Origin of the sequence: Paenibacillus oralis (assembly GCF_003863965.1) — a bacterium.
Classification (GTDB): domain Bacteria; phylum Bacillota; class Bacilli; order Paenibacillales; family Paenibacillaceae; genus Fontibacillus; species Fontibacillus oralis.
This window is the reverse complement of record NZ_RRCN01000002.1, coordinates 475714-498600: the sequence shown is the minus strand read 5'-3', so window position 1 is coordinate 498600 and position 22887 is coordinate 475714. Positions and strand designations below refer to the sequence as shown.

Sequence of the window (22887 nt, the reverse complement as noted above, 5' to 3'; positions counted from 1 at the left end):
CCACAAGAATTGCAACCCGGATCGTCATGAACCAATCACCTCCCCGTCAGCATCAATGGAAAGCTGGACCGAGAATAGTGCTGGCAGATCACACGCATCGACCGGGACACCTTTTTTACCTGTTCTGTTCTCAATTGACAAGATCCAAGTTCCTGCATTATCTATAGGTATGGCAACAACAGATAAAAGGTCATGTTGCATGCGCCAAATCTTGTCAGACGAACGAGTGAATTTTAATCGGGTAAGCTCCTTAATTGGCATAGTTCCCTCATACGTAAACTGAATCGAAACACATCGGGAATTCAATAACCAAACTCTAATTTGCCGGTAAATCTCTCTCAAATTTTCGGAAACCTGACCCGGAAATTCAAAATATACTCTTGTGTTATCATACCGATTGACACGAACGGCACCTTTTCCAAACTTGAACGGCGACGGCAGCTTCAACACTTCGACCCAAGTCATTTGAACTTTTTTTAGGTTCATGTTGATTTTTCCTCCTCAAACTCAAATAGATGATTAGATTAAAAATAAAAAAACCACCTATCTACAGAAAAACCAATGTTGTGGCTCATAAAAAAATAAGCAATTAAACATTGGTACATCAGTAGAAAGATGGATTTTGAACATAGATATTCCGTAAAAATGCGGAGAATGAAAAGTTAGAACGGGTCCTTCCGTGTGGCCGGACCAAAGAGAAATAAAATAGATATCGTATGTAGAAATAATATCATAAAAAGAAACAGTTGATAAGCGATCAAACAATAAAAAGCCCTATTTCGCGCAGGCTTTGAAGCAATTTAGCTGAGAACTTCTTTGTAATGAGTCAGTAAATACTCGTTGACCTGGTTCCATTCCGCATCATCCTTTATGTCATGAAGTTCAGACTTTCCTTCCTTAACCTCAACGATTTTAAACAAGTTATAGCTGGATTCGTCTGTGCTAGCCGCGACATAACCTTGAGTATTAATATAAAACATCTTTAAATATTTCAACTTAGTCCGATTATCCAAACTGTCACTAATGATAATTAGATCAACTGGATCAACAGGAAAATTTTCATAGCTCATTCTTTTCAGTCCCCGTTCTTTATTGGCATATAGAAAGCACGCATGCTTTATGGTCGAATTTTAATAATAATCTCACTCTAAGATAAATAGGTTTCAATTGTCAACTATAAAGACGATTTTGAGAAAGGGGAACCCCTTTCTCAAAATGTGAGATGTCGATTGATTACAGATCTTCATCGTCTTCAAAATTCGGTTGCAGCGATGCATAATATTCGGATGCGGTCATTCCACCAAAGCCAGGTTTAAGATAAGGGAAGGATCTACGAATCAATTGTTCCTTCTCGAAGTTGTAGGATATAAAAGTGTCCGGTCCAATACCAGAGAGGATTCTTTCATCCGTTGTAAAACGGATTTCTACGCTTGGCATAAACTTTTGTGCAAGCTCGGATAGGATCTTCACACGGCTGTCGCCGTCTGCAATCATTATGATTCTGCTTGGTCTTTGATATTCCTGAAGCGCGTTGTATGCGAGTTGAGTTCTTTGAAAACGTGTAACCACTTTGTTTACCCAGTCTCGTGTCGGCCGAAACACCTCAATCCAAAACAGCTTAAAGTCGTTTTTGTCTTTGATGATTTTAAAAGAAGCGTAAGGGTAATGATTTGACTGCGAGTTTGGAATTTTAATCGTTGGCCGACGAGTCCATTCAAGTAATCGGTCGATCCGAACCAATTCGCTATATAGTTCATTCGCTATCAAGTCGAGAAAAAAAACATCCATCGAAGGAGATCGCCCAGGTGGGAATACGATGGGTTGAAGCCAGAACTTGTCCGGCAATTTCTTTTGGAACACCAGTTCTGCTGCTTTTGCCCCGGCCTGAGTGAGTGCATACACGAAAGGCTTCTTACGACCATCTTGCAAAGGTGAAATCCATGAAAAGGCGCATATAATACCATTTCTTCTGCACTTTTTGATGAACTCGGCCGTGCTCCGATCATCATCCGGAACGTCCCCCTGATTGAAGGCCCGATGAATTTGGCTTCTTGTTGCAATTCGAATCGTCGAAAGCAAATCAAGAAGTTTGATCTCTTTTTCGCGAAAGTGGCCATCGGCTAGCTTTTCATTAAACCAATATTGGCCATTACGTACACCTTCATTAGCTTTGACAAAGACTTGTTGGGCATACGGGTCGCTAAACAACCCAAATTGGGAACCGTCCGGTAAAAGCATTTCCTCAATGTCGTTCGGTGCATCCTGGCCATAAGGATTACGCTCCGGAGGAACTATTTGAAAAGCAAATGCGGGAGGAGAGGGGGTAACCCCTCTCACCGGACGTTCGGGTTGCTCCGATCCAAAAGTGAGTAACCCGGGATTTGCACTCATTGTACCACTCTACCGCCGCGTCTGCCGGCGTTGATGGATTTTTGCGGAATGATCGTTATGGCCTTCAAACGTCTTTCGCGATGATTGATCTCCAACACCTTGATGGTAATCTTCTTTCCCTTCTGCAAAACTGTCGGATTTGCATTCGGAGGGAAATTTGTCCTCACCCTCAAGCCGGGAACGAGCTCCAAGAAGACGCCATGCAAAGGGTGAACCTTCGTAATTATGCCGCTGTATGAACTGCCTTCCTTGTAGTGCGCGATTTGCCCCCATGGATCTCTCTGGAGTACTTTTGCACTTACTTCGAGAACGCCATCGCCGTTTTCCTCAGTAGGAGCTTCCAGGTTTGTGATTTTTACGTTAATGGTGTCACCAATTTCGAACTCGCTACGCATGTCATCGATATAGGAATAGCTTACGTCCTCTCTCCCCATGATCGCCGGCACGCCTTCAACCAGAAGATAAAGTCGAGATACATCCATACCTCTAATGAAGCCAACTAATACTTGGCCAACCTTGGCCGATTTCCAGAAGCGTTTCGCCGAAACTTCCAGTGCTTCAATCCGGTTTGCCAGGAACCAATGGCCTTCGAGGTCTACTTGTTCCACGACGAATTCGAATTCCTTACCCAGGAAATGGTGAAGTCCTTTGAATTCATAATTATCGATGCGGGATTTCGGAAGGTAACCATAAACCCCTTTGTAGTTCAATTTTAGCATTTCTTCCTTCTTGTTACCGAAAGAGAGAGTTTCTAGACCGATCGCCTCAGCGTAAAGGACCTGCTTTACACGCTGCGATTCTTTGATGTCCGCCCATGCCAGTTGCTCTTCCCCAACACTATCAAAGTGTTGTTCCACAGTACGCATTTCCTGATCAGCTTCTTTCCTTTAGATTTTGGAATAAAAAAATTTGTCCGGAGAATAGAAAAAGCACCTCGTACACAGGCCAAAGCCGTGTGTGCGAGGTGCTTCCTCGTTCCGAACTATTCAATTAATTATATAGTAATGATTTAATTTAGCATTGTCAACCATGCGCCATAAAACCACTTTCATTAATCCTCTTCAACCGTGTCATGCAAAACAGTAATCCGAGAGTTGGCGATCTCTTGTTGAATTGATCGGCCACTTTTTTTGTTTTCTGCTACTAGGTCAATAAGATCCCGATCTATTTCGGTACTCTCAGCCCCCTGCGCCGGTGAAATCGTTTCTCTTTTTTTCGTAGGTTGATTTGTTGGGATATTAGTTGGTCCAACAACTTGTACCCCTTGATTAGAATCTGTGGTGATGTCTGCCAAATCCCACCCGCCTTTGGACGAATCACTGTCGTGATGAATACTTTGTTCCACAGAAGTTGGTTTATCCAACTGATTAAATAAGGTGTTTAACGAGGCTTCCATAGCATTTGGTAATCGAATACTATCTTCCACATGATCCATCGTATTGTCTGTACTAACTGGATGAAGAGAAGGATCATCATCTATTACACTTAGAACCCCATCATATTCCGAATTTCCACTATCTGCGGGAAAGCTTCTCGTTGAGTCGTTATAAAATTCATAGCTCTCCTCTTCTTCAGGAGAAAGTGTGATAGGTTGTCTTTGTCCAACTGGCATCGTTTGATCAAGTGGAGATTCTTCTTCGTCATCTACAGCAACTAACCGCTGGACTTCTTCATACGGATGAGATGAAACATCAACTGGAGTTTGAACCCTAGTTTGTTCTGAGAATACGGGATCTGGCGTATACCCGCGTTGTTGCTCCATTCCATTCTGGCTTTCCAGGGGTACAATTGCAGTTCCATTCAATGGCAGCTCCTCTTCATCGTCCTGCACCGGTGATGTTGGTAACATTTCAATGGGGGCTTTATCTTCCTGAACTTCTTCAACCTGCGATGTTTTTTGAATGTCTTCTTCCTTTACACTCTCTGCAAAGAGTGGTCTCAAAAGATTAAAGTGTACCAATTTATGAGCAGCAATAGCAAGCGGCTTGTGATTTTTTGTTTCGAATTCAATCTGTCCAATATTGACAAACTTCTTGATGAACTTTGTCTCGGTAATGAATTTACCATAAGCCTCGACAGGGGCTTGTACACTACCGTCACCATCAACCAAGTCTACAATGAAGTGCTTAAATGGTTGCTCTTTAATATCAGTTGGAGTAAACCTCGCCTCGAGCTTTCGTTGAGTGTTGTACCTCATTCCCCAACTTTGGTTTGGCATACTTACCGGTGTGGTCGATTCATTCATAGACTCTTCAACGTGGTGCTCCTCACCGAAGTTTTGGGAGAACCTTTCATTATCTTCGAATTCACCACCACCAAAAACTGTTTTATTCCGAGCGGAGTTCATAACAGTGTTATCGTATCCCGGTACTACAACCTTCAGCTGTCCTAGTGACTGAATGGCTATTAGTGTGCCTACCTTAAACGAACGGCCAAGGGTTAGTAAACGTACAAATGCTTCGTTGATGTACAATGGGAATTCGTCAATATTGAAAAAGATCGGGCAACGTTTGACGCCACTTTCATCCGGAGGACGACGGAACACACTGGATTGGAATTGGCGAATAAAAAATTGACCAAAAGACAAACTAAGTTCTTCCAGTTCCCCAAGGGCGGTATTCACAAGAAGAACGCCGCCTTCTTGAAGGAATCTGTCTATATCCAGCGCCTCCTCTCCATCATTTGCAACCATCAACTGGGAGAGCATTGCATTCATCACGATGTCATTCAAGTATTTCTTAGCACCAGTGACGAACTTATCCTTCTTGTTGTCGACTACCTGCTGGCCCTCATATTTATGGCCAGATTGATAAACGACAGGGTTGACGTTGCCCTCTTTATCCCTGAAAGTCTTATACTCAAGGACATCATTCTCGAAATAAGCAACAACACGATCATACCGCTCAAAAAGTATTTTCTTTTCCGGAGGAAGATCAGTGTCAGACAATTCCTTGTCAAGAGCCACTCTTACCTCTTCAGTAATGTTGGCTAAGTAACGAGGATCGCTATACATCTGTTGCATCTGTACAATGGAAAAGATGTTTCCGTAACGAATTTTCCCCAGCATAGTATAAAGGCTGGCGGTTTCATTTTGTTGGCCTTTGAAAAATTCATCCTGGTCGCCGGCTAACGCATCTAGTACCCCCCGGAAGGTTTCAGCTGCAGCTTCCAACGGACCGAGGAAAGGATTAAACTTAATAGATCGGACAAGGTCCGTTGGATCGACGATCTTGATCTTATCGCCTTGGATTCCTAACTTTGCGCAAAGTTTTTGAACATCCCTTATCAAGTCACCCTTGGGTTCAAGAACAACAACCCCCATTCTTCTTCCTCGAGCTATACGAATGAGATCCTGAATAATCCGTATTAAAATGGCTGTTGAAGTCTTACCCGTACCGGTAGCGCCGACAATCAATTCGTGCAAATAACGAGAGTTTTCCTTTAGCACTATTGGTTTGTTGGTATCTTTCTCCCATCCGACAATTACATCGCAAGACTTCCCACGAAGTGAAAAGGATTGACTGGCAAGTAGCGGAAACTCCCACTTAAAAAACATCTTTTGAATATCTTCGTTGCGATAAAATTCCTTAGCTATCAGGTAGACAGAAAACAAAGAGATGAATATAGGTACACACATGAGTACATACCCGAAACTCTCCATTGAATGAACGACAAGGTATTCCTTATCTGACTTTACCGAAGTGAAAAAGTCAAATAGGTAGTGTCTTACATACCACGCGAAAACTGCTGTAAAAGAACAAAAGAATGGAATGCCTGATAAGATAGCTGCAGCTATTCGTCCACGTTTGGAAGTCCAACTAATAATAGTTGAATACCCCCGCATGATGGGTTGGGTAGTTGTCGAGTACAGCCAGTTAAATAACGGCAGGTTGAGAACCAATAAGATCCAGACAGCCATATGATGATCTAAAGGAACGTAAAAAAGGTTGAATAGGTTTGTCAAGGGTCCATGTGGATTCGGATTTTTTAAAAAAAGGGATAAGAAACCTACCGGTCCCGAATCAACGTGATACCACTGCGCAAAGAACAATAAAAATGACGAAAATCCAAGCCACAAATTGACAATCAAAAGGAGCGTAACGCTAATGGTATGGAAATAAATTCGATACCACTCCTCAAGTCTTTCTCGGTTATCAACCCACCATTTCTTTGCAAACGAACTGAATCGTGGCGGCATAGAACTACCGGTTGCTCCGTTTACAGAACTGTCGTCCATGGGTCACCTTCCTTTTATTAAAAGTCATTGAAAAAATAAAAATGTGTCGATCGCCTCCTAAAAACAAAAAAAGGAAGCACCAGCCATAGCGATTATCGCTATAACTGGTGCTTCCAGTTTCCAGATATTCAGTTTCTGATATTATTATACTTCACTATCCTTTTTATAGACAAGGGATAAAGACTCTTAACTAGAGAATAAGTCATTTGAAAACCAAATGGCATGATTCGTGTAAAATATATCAAAGCATTCATCATTTGAGAAATGAAAATTGGTTTTGACAATTGTTCCGTTAATACGGTAGTTTATTCTTAGACTAGTTTATGGAAAGGCGGCCTCTCAATGTCTGAAAACGATGCACATATAGCCAATAACAATATAAAGAAGATTGAAATGATAACAGAATTAGTTGATTTATTAACATCCAGAGAACCCATCGATTACAGCCAATTTGATCCATCAATAAATCCCCGTGTTTCTATTGAAGAAATTGCTCGGCAAAATGAGCGCAAAGAAATCGAAGTTAAAACTCTTCAGAATGCATGGGAACAACTTGAAAGTTTATTATTTAACGACCTTCAAATAACCTTTCAAGAAAAAAATCAATTATTTACTTACCTCGGTAACAAACGTAAAGAGGAAAAACAAAAACATAAAAGCAGAAATCGTTCTAAGACTCAGGTTTGGCGAGCTGACCAATAGAATTTCTTTCAAGTGTACACCTTTGAATGCTCAAGGGTGTTTTTTATTTTTATTTTCCTTTTAGCTTTTTGAGACGCTTACTGAGTTCATCTGGGTAATGAAAAGCTATATGATTATATACAAATTCTTCTTCTCCAAGCAACGATATTGCCTGACGTACGCTCTTCTCAATTTTCTCACACTCTGGTCGGTCAGAGTAAATCTCTCGAAGTAATCCCTTCTCGGCTCCCTCAAGAACCAAAAGCACAAACAAAGAACGTTCATTGTCGCTGTACTTATCGATCAAGTATTGTGATGTACTCCCTTTAAAAATCATGCGTTGGGCCGGTATTGGAGGATCGAACAATGAGGATAGTATAGAATCAACCAAGGAAAGTTCAATATAGTCATCGCTCTGATGATTATAGTTTCGCATAGTCTCAAAATGGTTTAATGATGGATTTTGAGAGAGCCGCCCATAAAAGGTTGAAATAATAATTCTTCCTTGTTCTTGTTCATAAGTGAATAGTATATCTTTGTCAATCACCCCCATCTCGTGAGTAATAAAGTCAACCCTATCAAGCATTGCGTAGAGAATATTCAATTTATTTTCAAGTATTGTTTTCTCCGTGGAATAAGCCACTCTTTGGTTCCAGCGTTCGTAAGCATGATCCGTTAAGACAAGTTGTTTGTTTCTATTGTCCATGTACTGATTGCTTTGGAGAAGAAGATCCTTTAACTCCGGTCTTAGAAAATATCCAGAAAGTGAATCTACTGATTCGACTGTTCCGTACAAAGGAAGGCTGCTGAAGTATCGTTCAATACTTATTGGTTTTGTGAATTTCGACAGAACCCCCTTCACAAGGGTACCTCCTCTCTTCAAGCAAATTATCCATTCATTCTAACAGAAAATAAGAAAAAGTTTTAGTGAAGCCTTAACCAAATAGCAGCAGAGTGGATGCTCCAAACCGCTGCTATCTAATACTAATACATGGCATTGGGCAATAATGATAAAATGGTGTGATCAAATTTTACTTGTTTATTATATATTTCATCGAATATACTTAGGGCTTCCTCATAATAAATATTTTCACATGTGGCTTTAAGTTTTCCTAATTGAGACAACACTGATGCTTTTTGAAGGGAACGGTCACCTGGACTAAAGTAGGTTAAAGCTTTTTCTAAAGCATGTATCTCGGCTACCATATTCTTAGAAGTAATTCGTATCAATATCGCTTCCAACAAGTAAGCTTTATATCCATCTTCGATTGAATTATCTGAGAGGTATCCTTTACATATATCCAACATTTCATGTGCCGTTAAATAATTTTCTCGTTCAATTTCAAACTCAATATATCTGAAGAAACACCGTAATTTTTGTGGCAGTATATGATCTGGAACCACAACATTAAGAAACTCCCTTATATCATTAAGCATCTCAATAAAGATTAAATTCGGTTTTACTTGATATATAAAAAATATAAACTCAAGAGAGTTAAATAAGCTACCCAAATCTTTTTGGCGTTGGAACCAATTCATAGACTCAAACAGAAGCTTTCGCGCTTGCTCAAACTTCTGCTTTAACCAGTAGGTTATTGAAAGCAGATACAGAGCATAGTAGTATGCTTGTTCATTTTTTCCTTTTGTTATTTCTAAGCAGCTCTGAACATGATACTCAGCCAGATCTAAATAACCTAACCTGAAATAAATAAGTGTTAAATTGTAATGAACATTAGCCTTGTCTAAGTTTAACGTCCCATCGTGTTTTTCTATGAAGTTCAAAGCAGTTCTCAAAGTTAGAACAGCTTCCTTAAGCTGACGCTCATGTATCTGTAAAGATGCAAGTGCGTTAAATGTCCTCATTTTTATCTCAATAGCTTCCTTATCATAAACCTCTGTGTTCAATATTTCTTTGTAGTATTCGGAAGCGAGATCGTAATCACAGAGCCCCCTGTAATATTCAGCCCATAAAAAATTCAAATGAACCATCACATCGTGTACTGCTACTTTCTCAATCGTTTCTTGAAGATCCGTAAGAGTAGGTTTTAGACCGGTCACAAGACCTGCACTTAGTCGATGCTTTGCTAAACTAATTTTTTGTTTAATATGCTCAAGTTCGTTTAGGTAATCTGAATCATCTTTCAAAAAAGTTTCTAGAGGTTCCTCCAAGACCTTGGCAATCACCTCCAGTTCTTCAAGCGGGAATTTGGCTCGCTTCCCCCTTTCAATATTACTCAATTTACCCGTTGCATACCCTAGCTTTTGGGCGAGCTGAATGATCGTTAAATTCTTTTTTTCCTTACGGATTTCCCGAATTTTACGACCGACCACTTCGGGGTTGAGCGAGGTCCCTTTTTCTAACAATTCTTTCATCACCCACTACCCTGACAAGATTTCTTAATAACTACCATTATACCCCTAATGAAATTTTTCCGTAACATGAGATCAAAATTGTTAACTCCTACAGCTTCATTTAGGTTCCAACATTGAATTTCGCTTTACGTAAGTCGCGAAGAATGCCGATAATCCTTATACAGGATACTATTTAGATAAAGACTTACTTGAGGTGATCATTTTGAATAGAATATTACCATTTTCGGCATCAGTTGAACCGAACTCGATAGACGTATCCGTACCATACTGGGCCGATTTGAATAATATATCCATTCAGATCTTTCCTGTAATTGCTGCTTTCATTGTTGCTCTAGTTATCACTATATTTATTAAAAGACGAATGAATAGAAGTTATAAAGTCAAAATAAAAATCAACTCGGAAATTTCCTCTTTAAATACTGAACTGAATGAAACTCAAAATGCAGTTAAGGATCTAACGAGTAATTTTAAAGGATCATCCGTGGTAGACCTAGAATTGCTTAGTAAAAACCTAAATACCCTATCTTCCCAGACTTCACAACTACTTATCGGGCTTAAAGTGATTCGGATTCCTCTTCTTCGAACGAAGGCATATGAAATCAATATAAGCGAGATAAAGAAGCAGCTTGATGAAATTCAAATTTCCCTCATCGGCACAAGGAATCAGGTTCAAGCGTTTATAGTAATGACGAATGAAATCTATAAATTCGGTGAACAATTGAATGTCAGACTAAAGGAGCTTCAAGACTCCTACGAAAAAGTCTCCATGGACACTGGGAATAAAAAGTTCCATCAAGAACTCATTGAAATTCAAAGAGAGTTGGATAAAGCTTTGAACTTCCATATGTACGATCTTGAATCCATCGATTCAAATTTAAATGTATTAAGCGAAAAAATGGACGAATTTAAAATGCGTTTGAACCGAATGCCTGAACTGTTTCAAGAATTGAGTACCGCGGTGCAGCGTATTCATAATTTCAAGGGGCAGGTCGATCGCCTCCTCGCTGTGAATAACTTGAGATTGATTGAGTTTAATCCATATTCCAAAATATCGGATGCTGAACAATCACTCCGTCTATTCGAGCGATCGTTTAATGATGGTCACTTGGATGAAGCTACTCGGCATTCTAAGGAATTATCCAAAAGCTTAAGAGCTGCCATCGATGATGTTCAGGAACGAATTTCTTTAAAGAAGCAAGTCATCAAAGTCCTTCACAAGATTGAAAAATTAAATTCAGAGATAACACTTACCGATGAAAAGTTCAATAACATACACATTGAACTCAAGGATATCCTGGTTGAAAAGCATTGGCGCAGGCTGCCGGCAGATTATCATGATAAGCTCTCCGAGCTCCGATCTCTGCAGGCAGACATATCAAAAATCAAAGGATTATTGTCCGATCAAGTACAAAAGTACCGAGAGGCATATGATTTAGTCATCGATGTTGAGTCTAGATTAGCTACAATTGAGGGTTCTTTCAAAATGATTGAAAACTCTCAGCGGATATTTACGAATAAAATCGATTCTGCTCGGAGGGAACTAAATTCCTGGTCACTTAGATTGCGTGAAGCTGAAGACGAAGCAGTGAAAAATGGGCTGCAAATATATTCGATTTCTGGCCTCTCTGCTATATTCGAACGAACTAAGGTTCAAAAAGAACGACTTGAGAAACTCACCCAAATTCATCCATTCGACCTGGATTTATTAGAACTAGAGATTTCTCAGTTTACGGCTAATGTTAAGCATCTTGAAAATGTGATAAGGCAAATGATACGAACTCAAACCCAACTGCCCAATTCTTTATTTGCCGAAGCTCTGGAAAACTTGCTTAATAACACCACAACCACGTCTGAATTTGCTCCTCCTGAGAGTAGAAGCAACATTAGTACTGACGATGGTGAATCAAATTCCGGATTTAGAGTTATACGCGTAAAGGATAATGAACAAAATTATGAAAAATACATTCCTGAAGCAAATAGGATAATACGATTTGGATCTGACTCCGAACCCCCAGACTCGAACGGTGATACTAGAAATGTTGGAGGCGATAGGTCCGATGAAGATAACTGTTAGTTAGTTTTCCCTAAGAGAAAGAGAGGAAGTCTCCTTGGCTGAAAAAAACTCTGAATCAGGTATTCTGACTGGTAAAAAGGTAAAAGTTAAAATTAAGTGTAACAATTGTGGCGAAAAATATACTTTTCGGGGTATACATACTGGTGAGCATATTGAAACAGGATTCAAAAAATGCATCTGCGGGAATGAAGACGACTTCGCCATAAAAGTAATCTAACTCAATTTAGGGGCGTGACACTTCTGTTTATCCCCTCTTAATAACTGAGCGTCTGATGAAAATCGTCGAAGGCTATGACGGCTATCTAATGATCAGGGGGACTATTGCTAAAGCGACCTCTAACAATGAGTTATATGGAAAAAATCATTTGAAATTCTTCAAGATGGAGAAAACCCTGAATACTGATCTTTAATTGTTCCGGTCAATACCCCCCCTTGCCGGGCGAAATAGAAATGCGTTCCCAAAGTACCATATAGACATAAGTTAAGAGATGCTGGTATACTCGAAGTAATTGAATACTGATATCTGGAAGCACCAGTCCCTCTGTAACAGCAGATGGATTTGGTGCTTCTTTAATTGGAACATAATACGTGTTTAGAAATTTTAGGTTAGCCATAGCAATTTTGTCGTTGCCACTAAAACTGTCGATAAAGCAGTCACTTGATATTATTAAATAAAAGTCTTACTTGAGGTGATCCCTATGAATAAAATAACGGTTGTGCTTTTCTTATTTTTTCTTATTATATCCACACCTATGACAGCCCTTGCATCAGTACCAGAAAAGAAAGACTACGTGCAAGACATGGCACATATTTTCCCAAATGAAAAAATTGATGAAATAAATAGTATCGCTCACCAGGAAGATTCGAACATAACCTTTTACATACTAACCATCGATACACTAAACGGTCAGAATTCTGCACAATACGCAGCTGAAGTTTTTAATTCCTGGGGACTGAATAATGACGAGGCGCTCATTTTGATATCAAAACAGGACCATCGAATCGAAGTCAATTATAGGAACACTGCCTATCTTTCAAATGTTAATCTTCCACAGGAATATGATAATAAAGAGAACCCAAATGAAACCACCCTTGAAAAACTGATTAGAATGCACTTTGTTTCATATGCCCAAAATGAAGACTTTTCTGCAGGTGTAATGGATTTTATGAATACATTCCGGAATTTAAACACTTTAAAAGTAGCAAATAAAGAGCAGAACAAAGAATCCAGCTCTCCAAAAAAAGATAAAGAAGAAGATTCTTCGAAATTCCTTTTAACTCCTTTATATTTTTTAGGTTCATTTCTGGTTCTTACGTCTGTAACTTCAGTAGGTTACCAAATACTGAGACGTATATTCGGAGATGATATAAATGGCTCCACTGATAGAAGAAGAACAGAACAGAATTCTAGGCAAGAGTCCACTCAGACAACCCGGCCTCGATCACAGCGTCCTGTTTCAGTAGCAGATGCACTGGAAAACATGCTTAATAACAACACCACCACGACTGAATCTACTCAACCTGTGACTCAGCGCAGAACGAATACTGATGATAGTGAGTCAAATACTGGACTTAGAGTTATACGGGTAGACAACAATGAGAAGAATCAACATAAAAGTGTAGACAATCCTGAAGCAAAGCGAATAATACGAAGATGATTAATGAGTTTAATGATCCCACCTACACATGTATCTTGTAGACATTAGATTAGGAATCCTGATATACTATGAGTAACCGAATATCTAAAACTGGAAGTACCAGTCCCTCTTTAAGACAGATGGATTTGGTGCTTTTTTTATTTGAAAGGAAGACTACCTATGAGAATAACACAATGGATTTGTTGTGCTATACTAGCCATCACCGGGGGTGAATTTGCCACATTTATCATTAGATGTTTCTATAACGATGCACAGAAAATAGCTGCCCCAATTATCGCCATCTGTATAAACACATTCATCATAAGGTTTCTCTTTTGGAGAGAAGCAAATGACTTATACCTAACAATTAAAGAAAAGTCTTCACGGAGGTGAAGTTTAATATGAAGCGGAAAACAAAAAGCACTTCTCCTCAAAATGGAGAAGCTGCTTTTTTCATTCTTCGATACGCCCTGGTTTTAAGGCTTCCATAAGCCATTGGGTCATTTCATTTCTCATGCTTTCAAGTTTATCTTGGTATTCAGCCTGTAGCTGTACTTTCTCTTTTTCATGTTCGAGATCCTTTTTTGCAAGGGAACTTGCCAACTCTTCTCGATGCTTTTCCTCCATACGAGTCATTCTGTCCTCAAGTTCCTTTAATTGCCGCGTCAGTTGCTCATTCTGAGTTCGAATAGCCCTTGCTTCCTCTGCGTGTTTTTCGCCTTCTTCTGCGGCTTTCGTCTGCTTGGAAACCAAATCAGAGAGATTCTGATTTTTTACTGTGTATTCTTTCACCAACAAATCTGATTTATCAACTAAACCCCGCAGTTGCTCGATAGTCGCATCCTGTTGTTCTTTTTCTTTCTGGATTCTTTCCACAAAAAGAGACATCTCTTTGTTTTCCTCAAGTTGCTTGCTCAGATCCTCTCTTGCTTTTTCCAACTCTTCCTGCAGCTTATCGGCATCTGCAGAGTATCGGTCCTCCATCTGCCTCTTTTCTGCCTGCTCACCATGCAGAAAAGCAAGGAAGATGTTCGAAATCCCGCCGAGGAAGTAATCAAGTTTATCAAGTAGATAGGTAAAATCCGGATTTCCTTTCGCAAGCTCGCGCATCTCCCAATCCTGAACAACTTTCTCTAGCCACTCATCTTGTACTTGAATACCAGAGGCAGCAAAGAGTTTGTCTATCCAGTCTCTGGTTTCTGGCCTAACCTTAAAAGATTTAACCACTTTACCTTTCTTGTCATCTCCACCAAGTTCCCGAGCTCTTCTTGTTTCTTCTATTGCATCATTTCGCTCCTGGGCACGATCCATTGAATCCATTACCAACATCCCTTCTTGAGTAGACCATAGTAAACCTAAATTAAACTCATTAAAAACGTGGTAGACCCGGTAATCTTAGTCTACCACTTAATCTCTAAATTTATAACTGGGATTTTTAGAAATCGCGAATCCTTTCCTCTACATGTTTAATTTCCTTGCTGATCAGAGCTCGTTGATTCGAGTCATATTTGGTTATACGACTAATCAGTATTCTTTCCATGCTCTTGAGATAAGAAAGATAGTTCGTATCTTTTGTGCCTTTTATCTCAGCTTGTATTTTAATTAGATCAAGAGAATATTCACTAATCATCGAGGGTGAATAGTACCTTTCATAATAATCCAGTTCAGCTTTAAGTAGATCCTGTAATTTGGATAGAAGATCGATTGCAGATTTCCCAGCAGAATAACCCATTTTGCCATGATTGTCCTTATTTGAAGTGAATAACATATAACTAGTAGCCCCCTCTCCTGATAAAAATAAGCACCCCAAATTGGATGAACTCCAATCTGGGGTGCTTCCCCGTTCAAGTATGCAGTTACCTACCTTAATAATAGAAACTCTTTTCTGGGGTAGGCTCCAATTTATTCTTAATTCTTAAGTTTGTTGTTAACTACGTCTATTAGCCGATAGATTAGGGCAGCTGCTTCCGCACGAGTGAGTTTGTTCAGCGGCCGGAAAGATCTATCCTCATATCCAGTGACCATTTCCATTTGCGACAAATATTTGACCTTTTCCTCAGCCCATTTAGAGATGTTCTCTTGATCTACAAACTCCTGCCCGTTTGACAACGCTGATGCATTCATTGATTTAAGCACATTGGCAAGAATAACTGATGCCTGCTCTCTTGTAATATGATCGTTAGGAACAAACACTCCCGCTCCCATTCCCGAGACTACATTGTTAGCAACTCCTACTGCGATGAACTGAGCAAACCAGTCTTCTGCCTTAACGTCTTTAAATGTGTTTTGATAATCAACTGGTTTAAAGCCCATCAATCTAATAATCAGTGTTGTGAATTCGGCTCTAGTGATAGCAAGTCCTGGTTCAAACCTTGTCTCCGTCACTCCTTCGATAACACCTTGCTGAGCCAGGTACTCAATCTGATCTTTGTTGAAGGTGTTATCAATGTCTACAAATTTCACCTGCTTAACCACAGGAGCCACTGGATAAGGAGGTGTATCGTTAAGGTCAGGTGGCACATCCTTTTCAAAATTAATAGGAGTAGACGTTGAAGGTGTTCCCCCGCCTCCACCTCCTTTGCCTCCACTGGGTGGAGAAAGGAACCCAAGAGTACGAGCGGTAATCTGTTTGGCGTCACTCCGATCACCAAGTTCATTTTCGGTCCATGCTTCCACTTGATAGGCTGTACCGCTCTTCAGATCCTTCCACGAGAAGCTCTGATCTTTCCCGCGGTAGATTACCAAGCCACCGAAAGAAAGGACAAAAATCTCGTTATTAGACGGTAATGTCCAAGTAAAATCAACTTCAGTGTTGCTCTTACCTGTGGCGTTCACAGTAAAATTAGGATCTGGCAAGGTTACAAATACCGGCACATCAGCCCCTTTGCCTACCCCTGCTTGGTTGTATGGAATGACTCGGTAATGGCTGTACTGATGAGCACTTTCCAGTCCCGAAATGTTTACTGAAGGTTTGTCTGTTTCTGTAATAAGGGACTCGTCGTAGTACAATTTATAACCTGTCGCACCTTCAACCGGCTCCCAAGTAAGGTTGACTTCATCTGTTGTAGTATTTCCTACAGTAGGAACGCCTTTCATACCACTCGGTAGTGTTGTTACGTCAACAGCATGCCCTTCCTCACTTATACCCGAATCGTTCACCGATTTGATCAGGTAGTGGTAGGTTTGTCCAGGATAAAGATTCGTATCTACGTACACCGCTGACGTAACGGAAGTTTGAGCAATTTTTTTGCCATCGCGCTCAATTACATAGCCGATTGCTCCCTTGACTTCGCTTCCGGAAAGGTCGATTGTTACAGAATAAGGAGCGGATTGGTATTTTACATCCGTAGGTGCAGCCGGCACCATAAGGAATGAATGGACAGCAGCTTCTGAAGTATCTCCTCTGCTGTTTTCAGTATAGAAGTATACTTCCTCGATTTCACCAGGCGTAAAGCCGGCGGCCATAAACTCACGTTCTTTCCCTCGGTAAATCTCCTTTCCCTTATACACGAGGACAAAGATCTCATTTTTTGACGGGAGAGTCCAAGAAAGCTTCGCCTTTGTAGTTCCAGGTTTCGAAATAACATCGAGACCCTTAATAACAGGAAGAGTTTCAAATTCCTTTACTCGAATAGGCATGGCATCCCCTGCGTCGTTGAACGCCACAATACTGATATTATCATATGCCTTGGCACTGACAAGATTATCGATCGTAGCAGTGGTTTCGGCCGTCGTTGTGATAAGTCTTGTTCCAATGAATACCCTGTACCCATCTGCACCCTTCACCTTATCCCACGAAACAGTTGCGCTGTTCTCAGTGACTGCAGTGGCCTCTGCAAGTTTATCAATACTCGCAGGAACCGTCTTTGCAGTGAGAGAAAATCCATGATCGCTCATTCCTGACTTATTGCCTGCCTTAATCACGTAAGTGTAAACCTGTCCAGCCTCAAGGCCCTTTTCTTCATAGGAGTCGATTCCTGCGGAGACACGACCAATCTCTTTTCCACCGCGCTCTATGATAAATTCATCAGCACCTTGGACAGATGTTTGTGTCAAGTCGATGGTAATAGAGGAATCACTCACCCGGCCAATACTAGCCGTGGCCGGTTCTGCCGGCTTCGTCAGACCTGTAAAGGCAACAGATTTGGAAACAACACCATTGATATTAACTGCTGCAATTTCGAAGGAATAGTTGGTTCCAGAATTCAAATTCGGAACAGAAACGTCGGTGGTCGAAGTTGTATAAACTTCTCCAGTAACGGTATTTCGGATCTGATAGGATGCAGCTCCTTTGACCTTTCCCCACGAGATATACAATTGATTTGTTCCTGGTTCAACCTTGACTGTTTTCAAATTCACGGGATCAGTTTGAGTAGTAGCCTTAAAGGAGAAAGCATCACCTGAACCCGACTTATTCTGCCCCTGTATCGAGTAAGTATAGGCGGTTCCCGCGTCTAATCCTTCATCTTTATAAGACTTTTGGGAAGAAGGAATCGTCGCTATCACATCTCCGTTACGTCCGATGACATACCGGTCGATACCATTCATTTGAGTATTGGAAAGGTCCAAAGTCAACGTAGCGGTTTGTACTTCTGTCGCTGTTACGATTACGGGTTTGCGCGGCAGCGTTTTGAAACCGAAAGATGTCTTCGAGGAACTTACCATATTAGCGTTGACTGCACGGATCGTGTAATCATACTCCTGGCCATCCGAGAGTCCCGTAAGGGTGAAACGGGTGTCCTTGCCCCTATAAATAACTGTTTCTGCTCTTTCTACAATATACTCTTCCGCGCCGTTTACTGGCTCCCACATTACATCCGTGCTGTAGGTGTTCGGATTTGTCCAGACCACTGTTGGTGCGATAGGTTTCGTCATCCAGCCAAAGATAGATTTTTGACTTTCACCGCTCAGGTTAACTGCTTGAATGGTGAATACATGATTCGAGCCATCAGTAAGCCCTTCTATGGTAATTTCCGCGGATGCCGGTGTTCCAACAACTTTTCCATCCATTGTTACGATATAAGAAGATGCTGTTTCTACCGGAGCCCACTTCAAACCAATCGAGGATTCTGTAGTGGCCGTAACTTCAATATTATTCGGAGAATACGGCAATGTCAGAAAATCGCCCTCCGTTGCCTTCCCATAACCTGATTCGTTACCGGCTTCGACAGAGTAGTGGTATTTTTGGCTTCCGGTAAGCCCGCGGATGTCGTAGAAGTTGCCAGCCACCTCAAACATCTTATCTCCAACGGTAATACGGTAGCGATTGGCTCCCAGTACCGGCTCCCACGTGATCCTGCCTGCTGTTTCTTGAATATCGGTTGCGTTAATGGCACTCACTTGGTCAGGAATCGTTGTTCCGGAAGTGTAGGCTTCAACGCCTTGCCCGCTCTCATTCACCGCATAAACTGAAAAGGTATATTCTGTTCCAGAAGCGAGATCAGAGATCATCAAGGACGGTTGGCCGGCGGGAACTGTTTTATACAGTTTCCCATTTACCATAATGACGTACCGTGTCGCACCGCGAACCTCGTCCCATGTCAAAAGCAATGAATTCGTTGTATAGTCGGATGTGTGAAGATTCTGAATGTGACCCGGCAAGGTGATAAGCCCATCAAGAACAGACTTTTCGCCTTCACCTGCTTCATTAAAAGCACGTAAGCTATAGTTGTAGATAGTACCCGAATCAAGACCTGAATCTGAAAACTGAAGTTCCGGGCCTTCATAAACTGGCCTGCCATTCCGATTCAGCGAAAAATACGTTGCCGAGGTCACTGATTCCCAGCCCAACTTAATCGCTGTCTCTTCGATCTGAATACTGTTGAAATTGCCCGGAGCAGCTGGTAACGAGAGATAGCCAGCGTTACGGCTTGTACCCTCACCGGAAGCATTAATGCCACTCACAGAGATCGTGTACATGGTTCCAGCATCCAACCCATCGACAGGTTGATACACGGTATCTGTTACCGTTTCATTATAGACAATATTATCGTTTTTGTCTTTTGCAACGATCCGATAGTAAGATGCGCTATCAACAGGATCAAATGAAACGGTTGCCCGGCTATAATCCGTGCCTACGCTCTGAACAACAAGGTTATCCGGTGGCTTGGGCAGCGTCAATGCAGATACCGAATTGCCGAATGGACTTGACCCTACATGGTTAATTGCCCTGACCTGATACTCATAGGCATGATCACCTTCAAGCGATAGATCGGTAATCGTATTGCTCGGATGATCAAGCAACCAGCTTTTACCTGTAGTACTGTTTTTGACCTCATATTGATAACCATCACTGAGAACTCCTGCTGGAAGGTCAAACGTCAATTGCGCAGTTTTTTCGGTCACCTGTGTCACTCTCAAGTTCACGGGAATTTGAGGCATTCGCTGCAGACGAATCTCAGAAGACGTTGTTTGGAATGTATTACCGGCAAGATCTTCAACTTTAGCATGTACATACCAAACGCCTTCCGATTGAATCATTACCTCTTGGTTATTCGAAGTGGCCGTCTCCCAACTTGTCGGAAGATTAGGGCTGCTCGTCACTTTGTAGAACCGCTTATTTGGGTCTACACCCGAATGTTCATCAGAGTAATTAATCGTGACCTTGACATCCTTGTCCGTCCAATCCTGCGTGTTAGGCCCAATAGAAATGAATGGATCAACAGCATCAACGTAAATCTTCTTGGATATTTCATTGCTGATATTTCCTACAGAATCACTCGCCCGAACAGTAATCGTGGTGACTCCATTTTCACTTATCGTCCCCGAGGTACCGACCTTATAATCCCCACCGTTTATCTTATACTCATATGTGATGGGATTTACGTCAGAGCTGCCGCCGATTGAAAAAGTGACGGGTTTCTGGGTCCAAGTTGATTCGCTCAACAGCACCTGAGGATCTGATGGTGGTGTCTTATCGATCAGCGCCCTCGCAACAGTCTGAGTGCTTATATTGCCTACATTGTCAACGGTCCGGGCATAAATATCAGTTTGACCCTCAGTCGAAATGGTGACAATTCCCGTATAATCCACCCATGCTCCTGCCCCAATCTTGTATTGGTTTTTGGCAACGCCGCTGCCGTTATCCGCACCACTGCTAATGGTAAATGTGACATCTTTGTTGCTCCAGTTGGAATCACTGAGCGTTATCGCAGGGGCGGATGGCGCAGTCTTATCAATCTTCGCTGTTACGGTAGCTTCCGAACTTACATTAGAAGCGTAGTCGATCGTACGTGCATAAACATCCGATAGACCTTCAGCAGAGATCGTAATCGGTGCAGTGTAGTCAGCCCAAGATCCACCAGGGCCAATTTTGTACTGTGTCTTCAGAACGCCACTGAGTGTGTCGCTGCCGGGTGTAATCGTTACGGTGACACTGGAGCTTGTCCACCCCAAGGGATTCAATGAAATGGATGGCTGCATCGGAGCCGTTTTATCGATAAGAGCAGTCGACGATGCCACAGAGCTGATGTTTCCGAAATTATCGAAGGTCCGGGCATATACATCCTGCAAGCCTTCCGTCGAAATTGTGAATGGGGTGGTGTAATCCACCCATGTTCCTGCCGACCCAATTTTATATTGGCTCTTTTGCACTCCACTCAGATTATCGGTTCCGTGGGTGATGGTCACGGTGGCGCTGCTATTTGTCCATGTGCTTGGAGCAATGGATACACCAGGAGCTGTAGGAGCAGTCGTATCCTTTAATACCTGGCCGGCCGAAGCGTATGTTGTCGAAATTCCATTACCATTGATCGCACAAACAAACAAGTTGTAGCGACCATCGGGAACCCCATCCAGCGGGATGCTCGTTGAGGTGGAAGTGGTTGTTCCGCTCTTTACAACTGCCCCGCCCTGATCCCTGAGCTCATATTTATACGTTGTTCCTGTCGGATTTCCGTTAGCAGACCACGTTGCATGCGGTGAGTTACCAGATTGCGTAATGGAAGCCGACGCTGGAGCGTTGGCAAGTGTAAATAGGTTTGATACTGGCGAATAGCTTGTATATTCACCACTGGAGTTTTTGGCACGAACCACAAATGAGTAACTGGTGTTCGGGGTCAAGCCCGTCACGGTCGTACTGTTTGCTGTGCCTGTATTAATGGTTTGGTTTGTTGTCGAATTCAACAACTCATAGGTGACGGAGGCATCGTTTTCTTTCTTATCCCAAGAAATGTCGAAGCCATTTGGTTGCGTTGCATTAAAAACAGGTTGTCCTGGAATAACGAAGCTCTTTACTGTGAAGTTCACGTTGCTGACACTCGAAACGCCTCCCTTGTCATCCATTACCCAAACCTGAAGGGTATGGGCTCCATCCGACATGTTGGTAGGGAGCGTATAATTCATCGTAAATTGTTGATTGGAACCATCCGCAGTCAGTGTATTAAGAATGTTTTCAGGTCCACCATCGATAGACCATTTTACAGTCAGTACATCACCAACGTCCGAATCCTTAGTTGTACCCGTGATTTGTAGTGACTGGCCTTTATAAAAAGTCTGGCCGGAGGCTGGTGATGACAACGTAAACGACGGCGGAGTATTTTGAGGTCCGATACCAACAATTGTTGAAAACTTCCTGGATGCCCCATTACTTACCGTCTGTTGATTCCACCAAAATTGAGCCGCGGTATCAGATGCGGAAATTTTTTGTCCTACAGTATAGTAGGAGGGCGAGCTTCCTCCGCTCAAGCTCGCATTATCGGGATTGGAATACTGCCCCATCCAAATCCGGTCGGCATCTACAACATTATACGTATTCGCGTAAAAAGCAGTGACCTGAACTCCGCCGCTATAGTTCCTCCAACCGTTTGGAATCACTTCAAAAGGGGACCCGTCATTGTCGTTTACCTTGGTGTCCCAATAAAAGGTGCCTCCGAGGTTTTGGTTGCCCCCGCTCCGGTTGACGGCCTCCAATTCTACCTTCATATATGCTCCGAGTGAGGTTGCATTGACAATGGATACACGGAGGATGAATTCTAAGCTATCTTTTTGGCGAGACATTTCGATAACATTGTTGTTGATCCGGAAATAGTTTAATGGCAACGAGTTAAAATTAATCGTTGTACCGTTGTAATCCAGAATTGTAGAAACGTTGCCTTCGCCGCTTCCATAAAACACATTTGTGTTTGGGAGAAGTATAATACGATATCTTCCCTTATCAGTCATCTCAACCTTAACCACTGAAGACTGTACAGCTTTCAGTGTTGCTGTGTCTGATACAACCGTTATGTTATCTACAGCAGCAGCATAAGCTGAGGGCATTAGCAGCCCGGTTGATGCCAATGGAGGTGAAAGCAAAGCGACGGCAAGCAATACTTTCCCCATCGTCTCGGAGGTCTTCCTTAATCCTTTTCTCTTCAAAAGGGTCTCCCTTCCTTTCTGTCCGCAGAAACAAAAAAGCACCCCAATATTGGCTTAACCAATATCGAGGTGCTTCCCCGTTCGCAGTTATTTGATTACCTATTATTATAAAGCTAATGATAGGGTTCTGTAAATGA

At 41.8% G+C, this 22887-nt stretch carries 13 protein-coding genes; 3 read left to right on the top strand and 10 right to left on the bottom strand.

All coding sequences use genetic code 11. The annotated features are described in order from the left end of the window. Window positions 1-24: 24 nt before the first annotated feature. The 5 genes from EHV15_RS36040 to EHV15_RS36020 form a co-directional block, all read right to left on the bottom strand. The gene (locus tag EHV15_RS36040; RefSeq protein WP_128636078.1) at window positions 25-486 is read right to left on the bottom strand and encodes a hypothetical protein; all 462 of its coding nucleotides are present in this window, start codon (window positions 484-486) and stop codon (window positions 25-27) included. Between the two features lie 314 nt (window positions 487-800). After that, a complete protein-coding gene (locus EHV15_RS36035) occupies window positions 801-1070 on the bottom strand; it encodes a DUF1292 domain-containing protein (RefSeq protein WP_128636077.1) in 270 nt (89 codons plus the stop codon). Between the two features lie 163 nt (window positions 1071-1233). Then, a complete protein-coding gene (locus tag EHV15_RS36030; RefSeq protein WP_128636076.1) occupies window positions 1234-2391 on the bottom strand; it encodes a replication-relaxation family protein in 1158 nt (385 codons plus the stop codon). Continuing rightward, window positions 2388-3248, bottom strand: a complete 861-nt coding sequence (locus EHV15_RS36025) for a hypothetical protein (RefSeq protein ID WP_128636075.1) — start codon at window positions 3246-3248, stop codon at window positions 2388-2390. Before EHV15_RS36025 ends, EHV15_RS36030 begins: the two co-directional genes overlap by 4 nt. Window positions 3249-3442: 194 nt before the next feature. Then, entirely contained in the window at window positions 3443-6628 is a 3186-nt protein-coding gene (locus EHV15_RS36020) for a TraM recognition domain-containing protein (RefSeq protein ID WP_246062131.1), read from the bottom strand. 342 nt (window positions 6629-6970) lie between these two features. Between EHV15_RS36020 and EHV15_RS36015 the strand changes: the two genes are divergently transcribed. Next, window positions 6971-7330: a hypothetical protein gene (locus EHV15_RS36015; RefSeq protein WP_128636074.1), complete on the top strand. Its 360-nt coding sequence runs from the start codon at window positions 6971-6973 to the stop codon at window positions 7328-7330. A 49-nt stretch (window positions 7331-7379) separates the two neighbouring features. Here the strand turns inward: EHV15_RS36015 and EHV15_RS36010 are convergent, their stop codons facing one another. Both EHV15_RS36010 and EHV15_RS36005 read right to left on the bottom strand, forming a co-directional pair. After that, window positions 7380-8171, bottom strand: coding sequence for a hypothetical protein (locus EHV15_RS36010; protein ID WP_128636073.1), 792 nt, complete (start codon window positions 8169-8171; stop codon window positions 7380-7382). Between the two features lie 122 nt (window positions 8172-8293). After that, a complete protein-coding gene (locus tag EHV15_RS36005; protein ID WP_128636072.1) occupies window positions 8294-9682 on the bottom strand; it encodes a helix-turn-helix domain-containing protein in 1389 nt (462 codons plus the stop codon). Window positions 9683-9884: 202 nt separating this feature from the next. Here EHV15_RS36005 and EHV15_RS36000 point away from each other — a divergent pair, with 202 nt between their 5' ends. Both EHV15_RS36000 and EHV15_RS35990 read left to right on the top strand, forming a co-directional pair. Then, window positions 9885-11756 (top strand): coiled-coil domain-containing protein, encoded by a 1872-nt coding sequence (locus tag EHV15_RS36000; protein ID WP_128636071.1) that lies wholly within the window; start codon window positions 9885-9887, stop codon window positions 11754-11756. Between the two features lie 698 nt (window positions 11757-12454). Continuing rightward, a complete protein-coding gene (locus tag EHV15_RS35990; RefSeq protein ID WP_128636069.1) occupies window positions 12455-13414 on the top strand; it encodes a TPM domain-containing protein in 960 nt (319 codons plus the stop codon). A 432-nt stretch (window positions 13415-13846) separates the two neighbouring features. On the opposite strand, the gene EHV15_RS35985 is transcribed toward EHV15_RS35990, so the two are convergent. The 3 genes from EHV15_RS35985 to EHV15_RS35975 form a co-directional block, all read right to left on the bottom strand. Next, window positions 13847-14713, bottom strand: a complete 867-nt coding sequence (locus tag EHV15_RS35985; RefSeq protein ID WP_128636068.1) for a hypothetical protein — start codon at window positions 14711-14713, stop codon at window positions 13847-13849. A gap of 115 nt (window positions 14714-14828) precedes the next feature. Beyond that, window positions 14829-15161: a hypothetical protein gene (locus tag EHV15_RS35980; RefSeq protein WP_128636067.1), complete on the bottom strand. Its 333-nt coding sequence runs from the start codon at window positions 15159-15161 to the stop codon at window positions 14829-14831. 140 nt (window positions 15162-15301) lie between these two features. Continuing rightward, complete coding sequence (locus EHV15_RS35975; RefSeq protein WP_128636066.1) at window positions 15302-22714, bottom strand: fibronectin type III domain-containing protein; 7413 nt, start codon at window positions 22712-22714, stop codon at window positions 15302-15304. Between the last annotated feature and the right edge of the window lie 173 nt (window positions 22715-22887).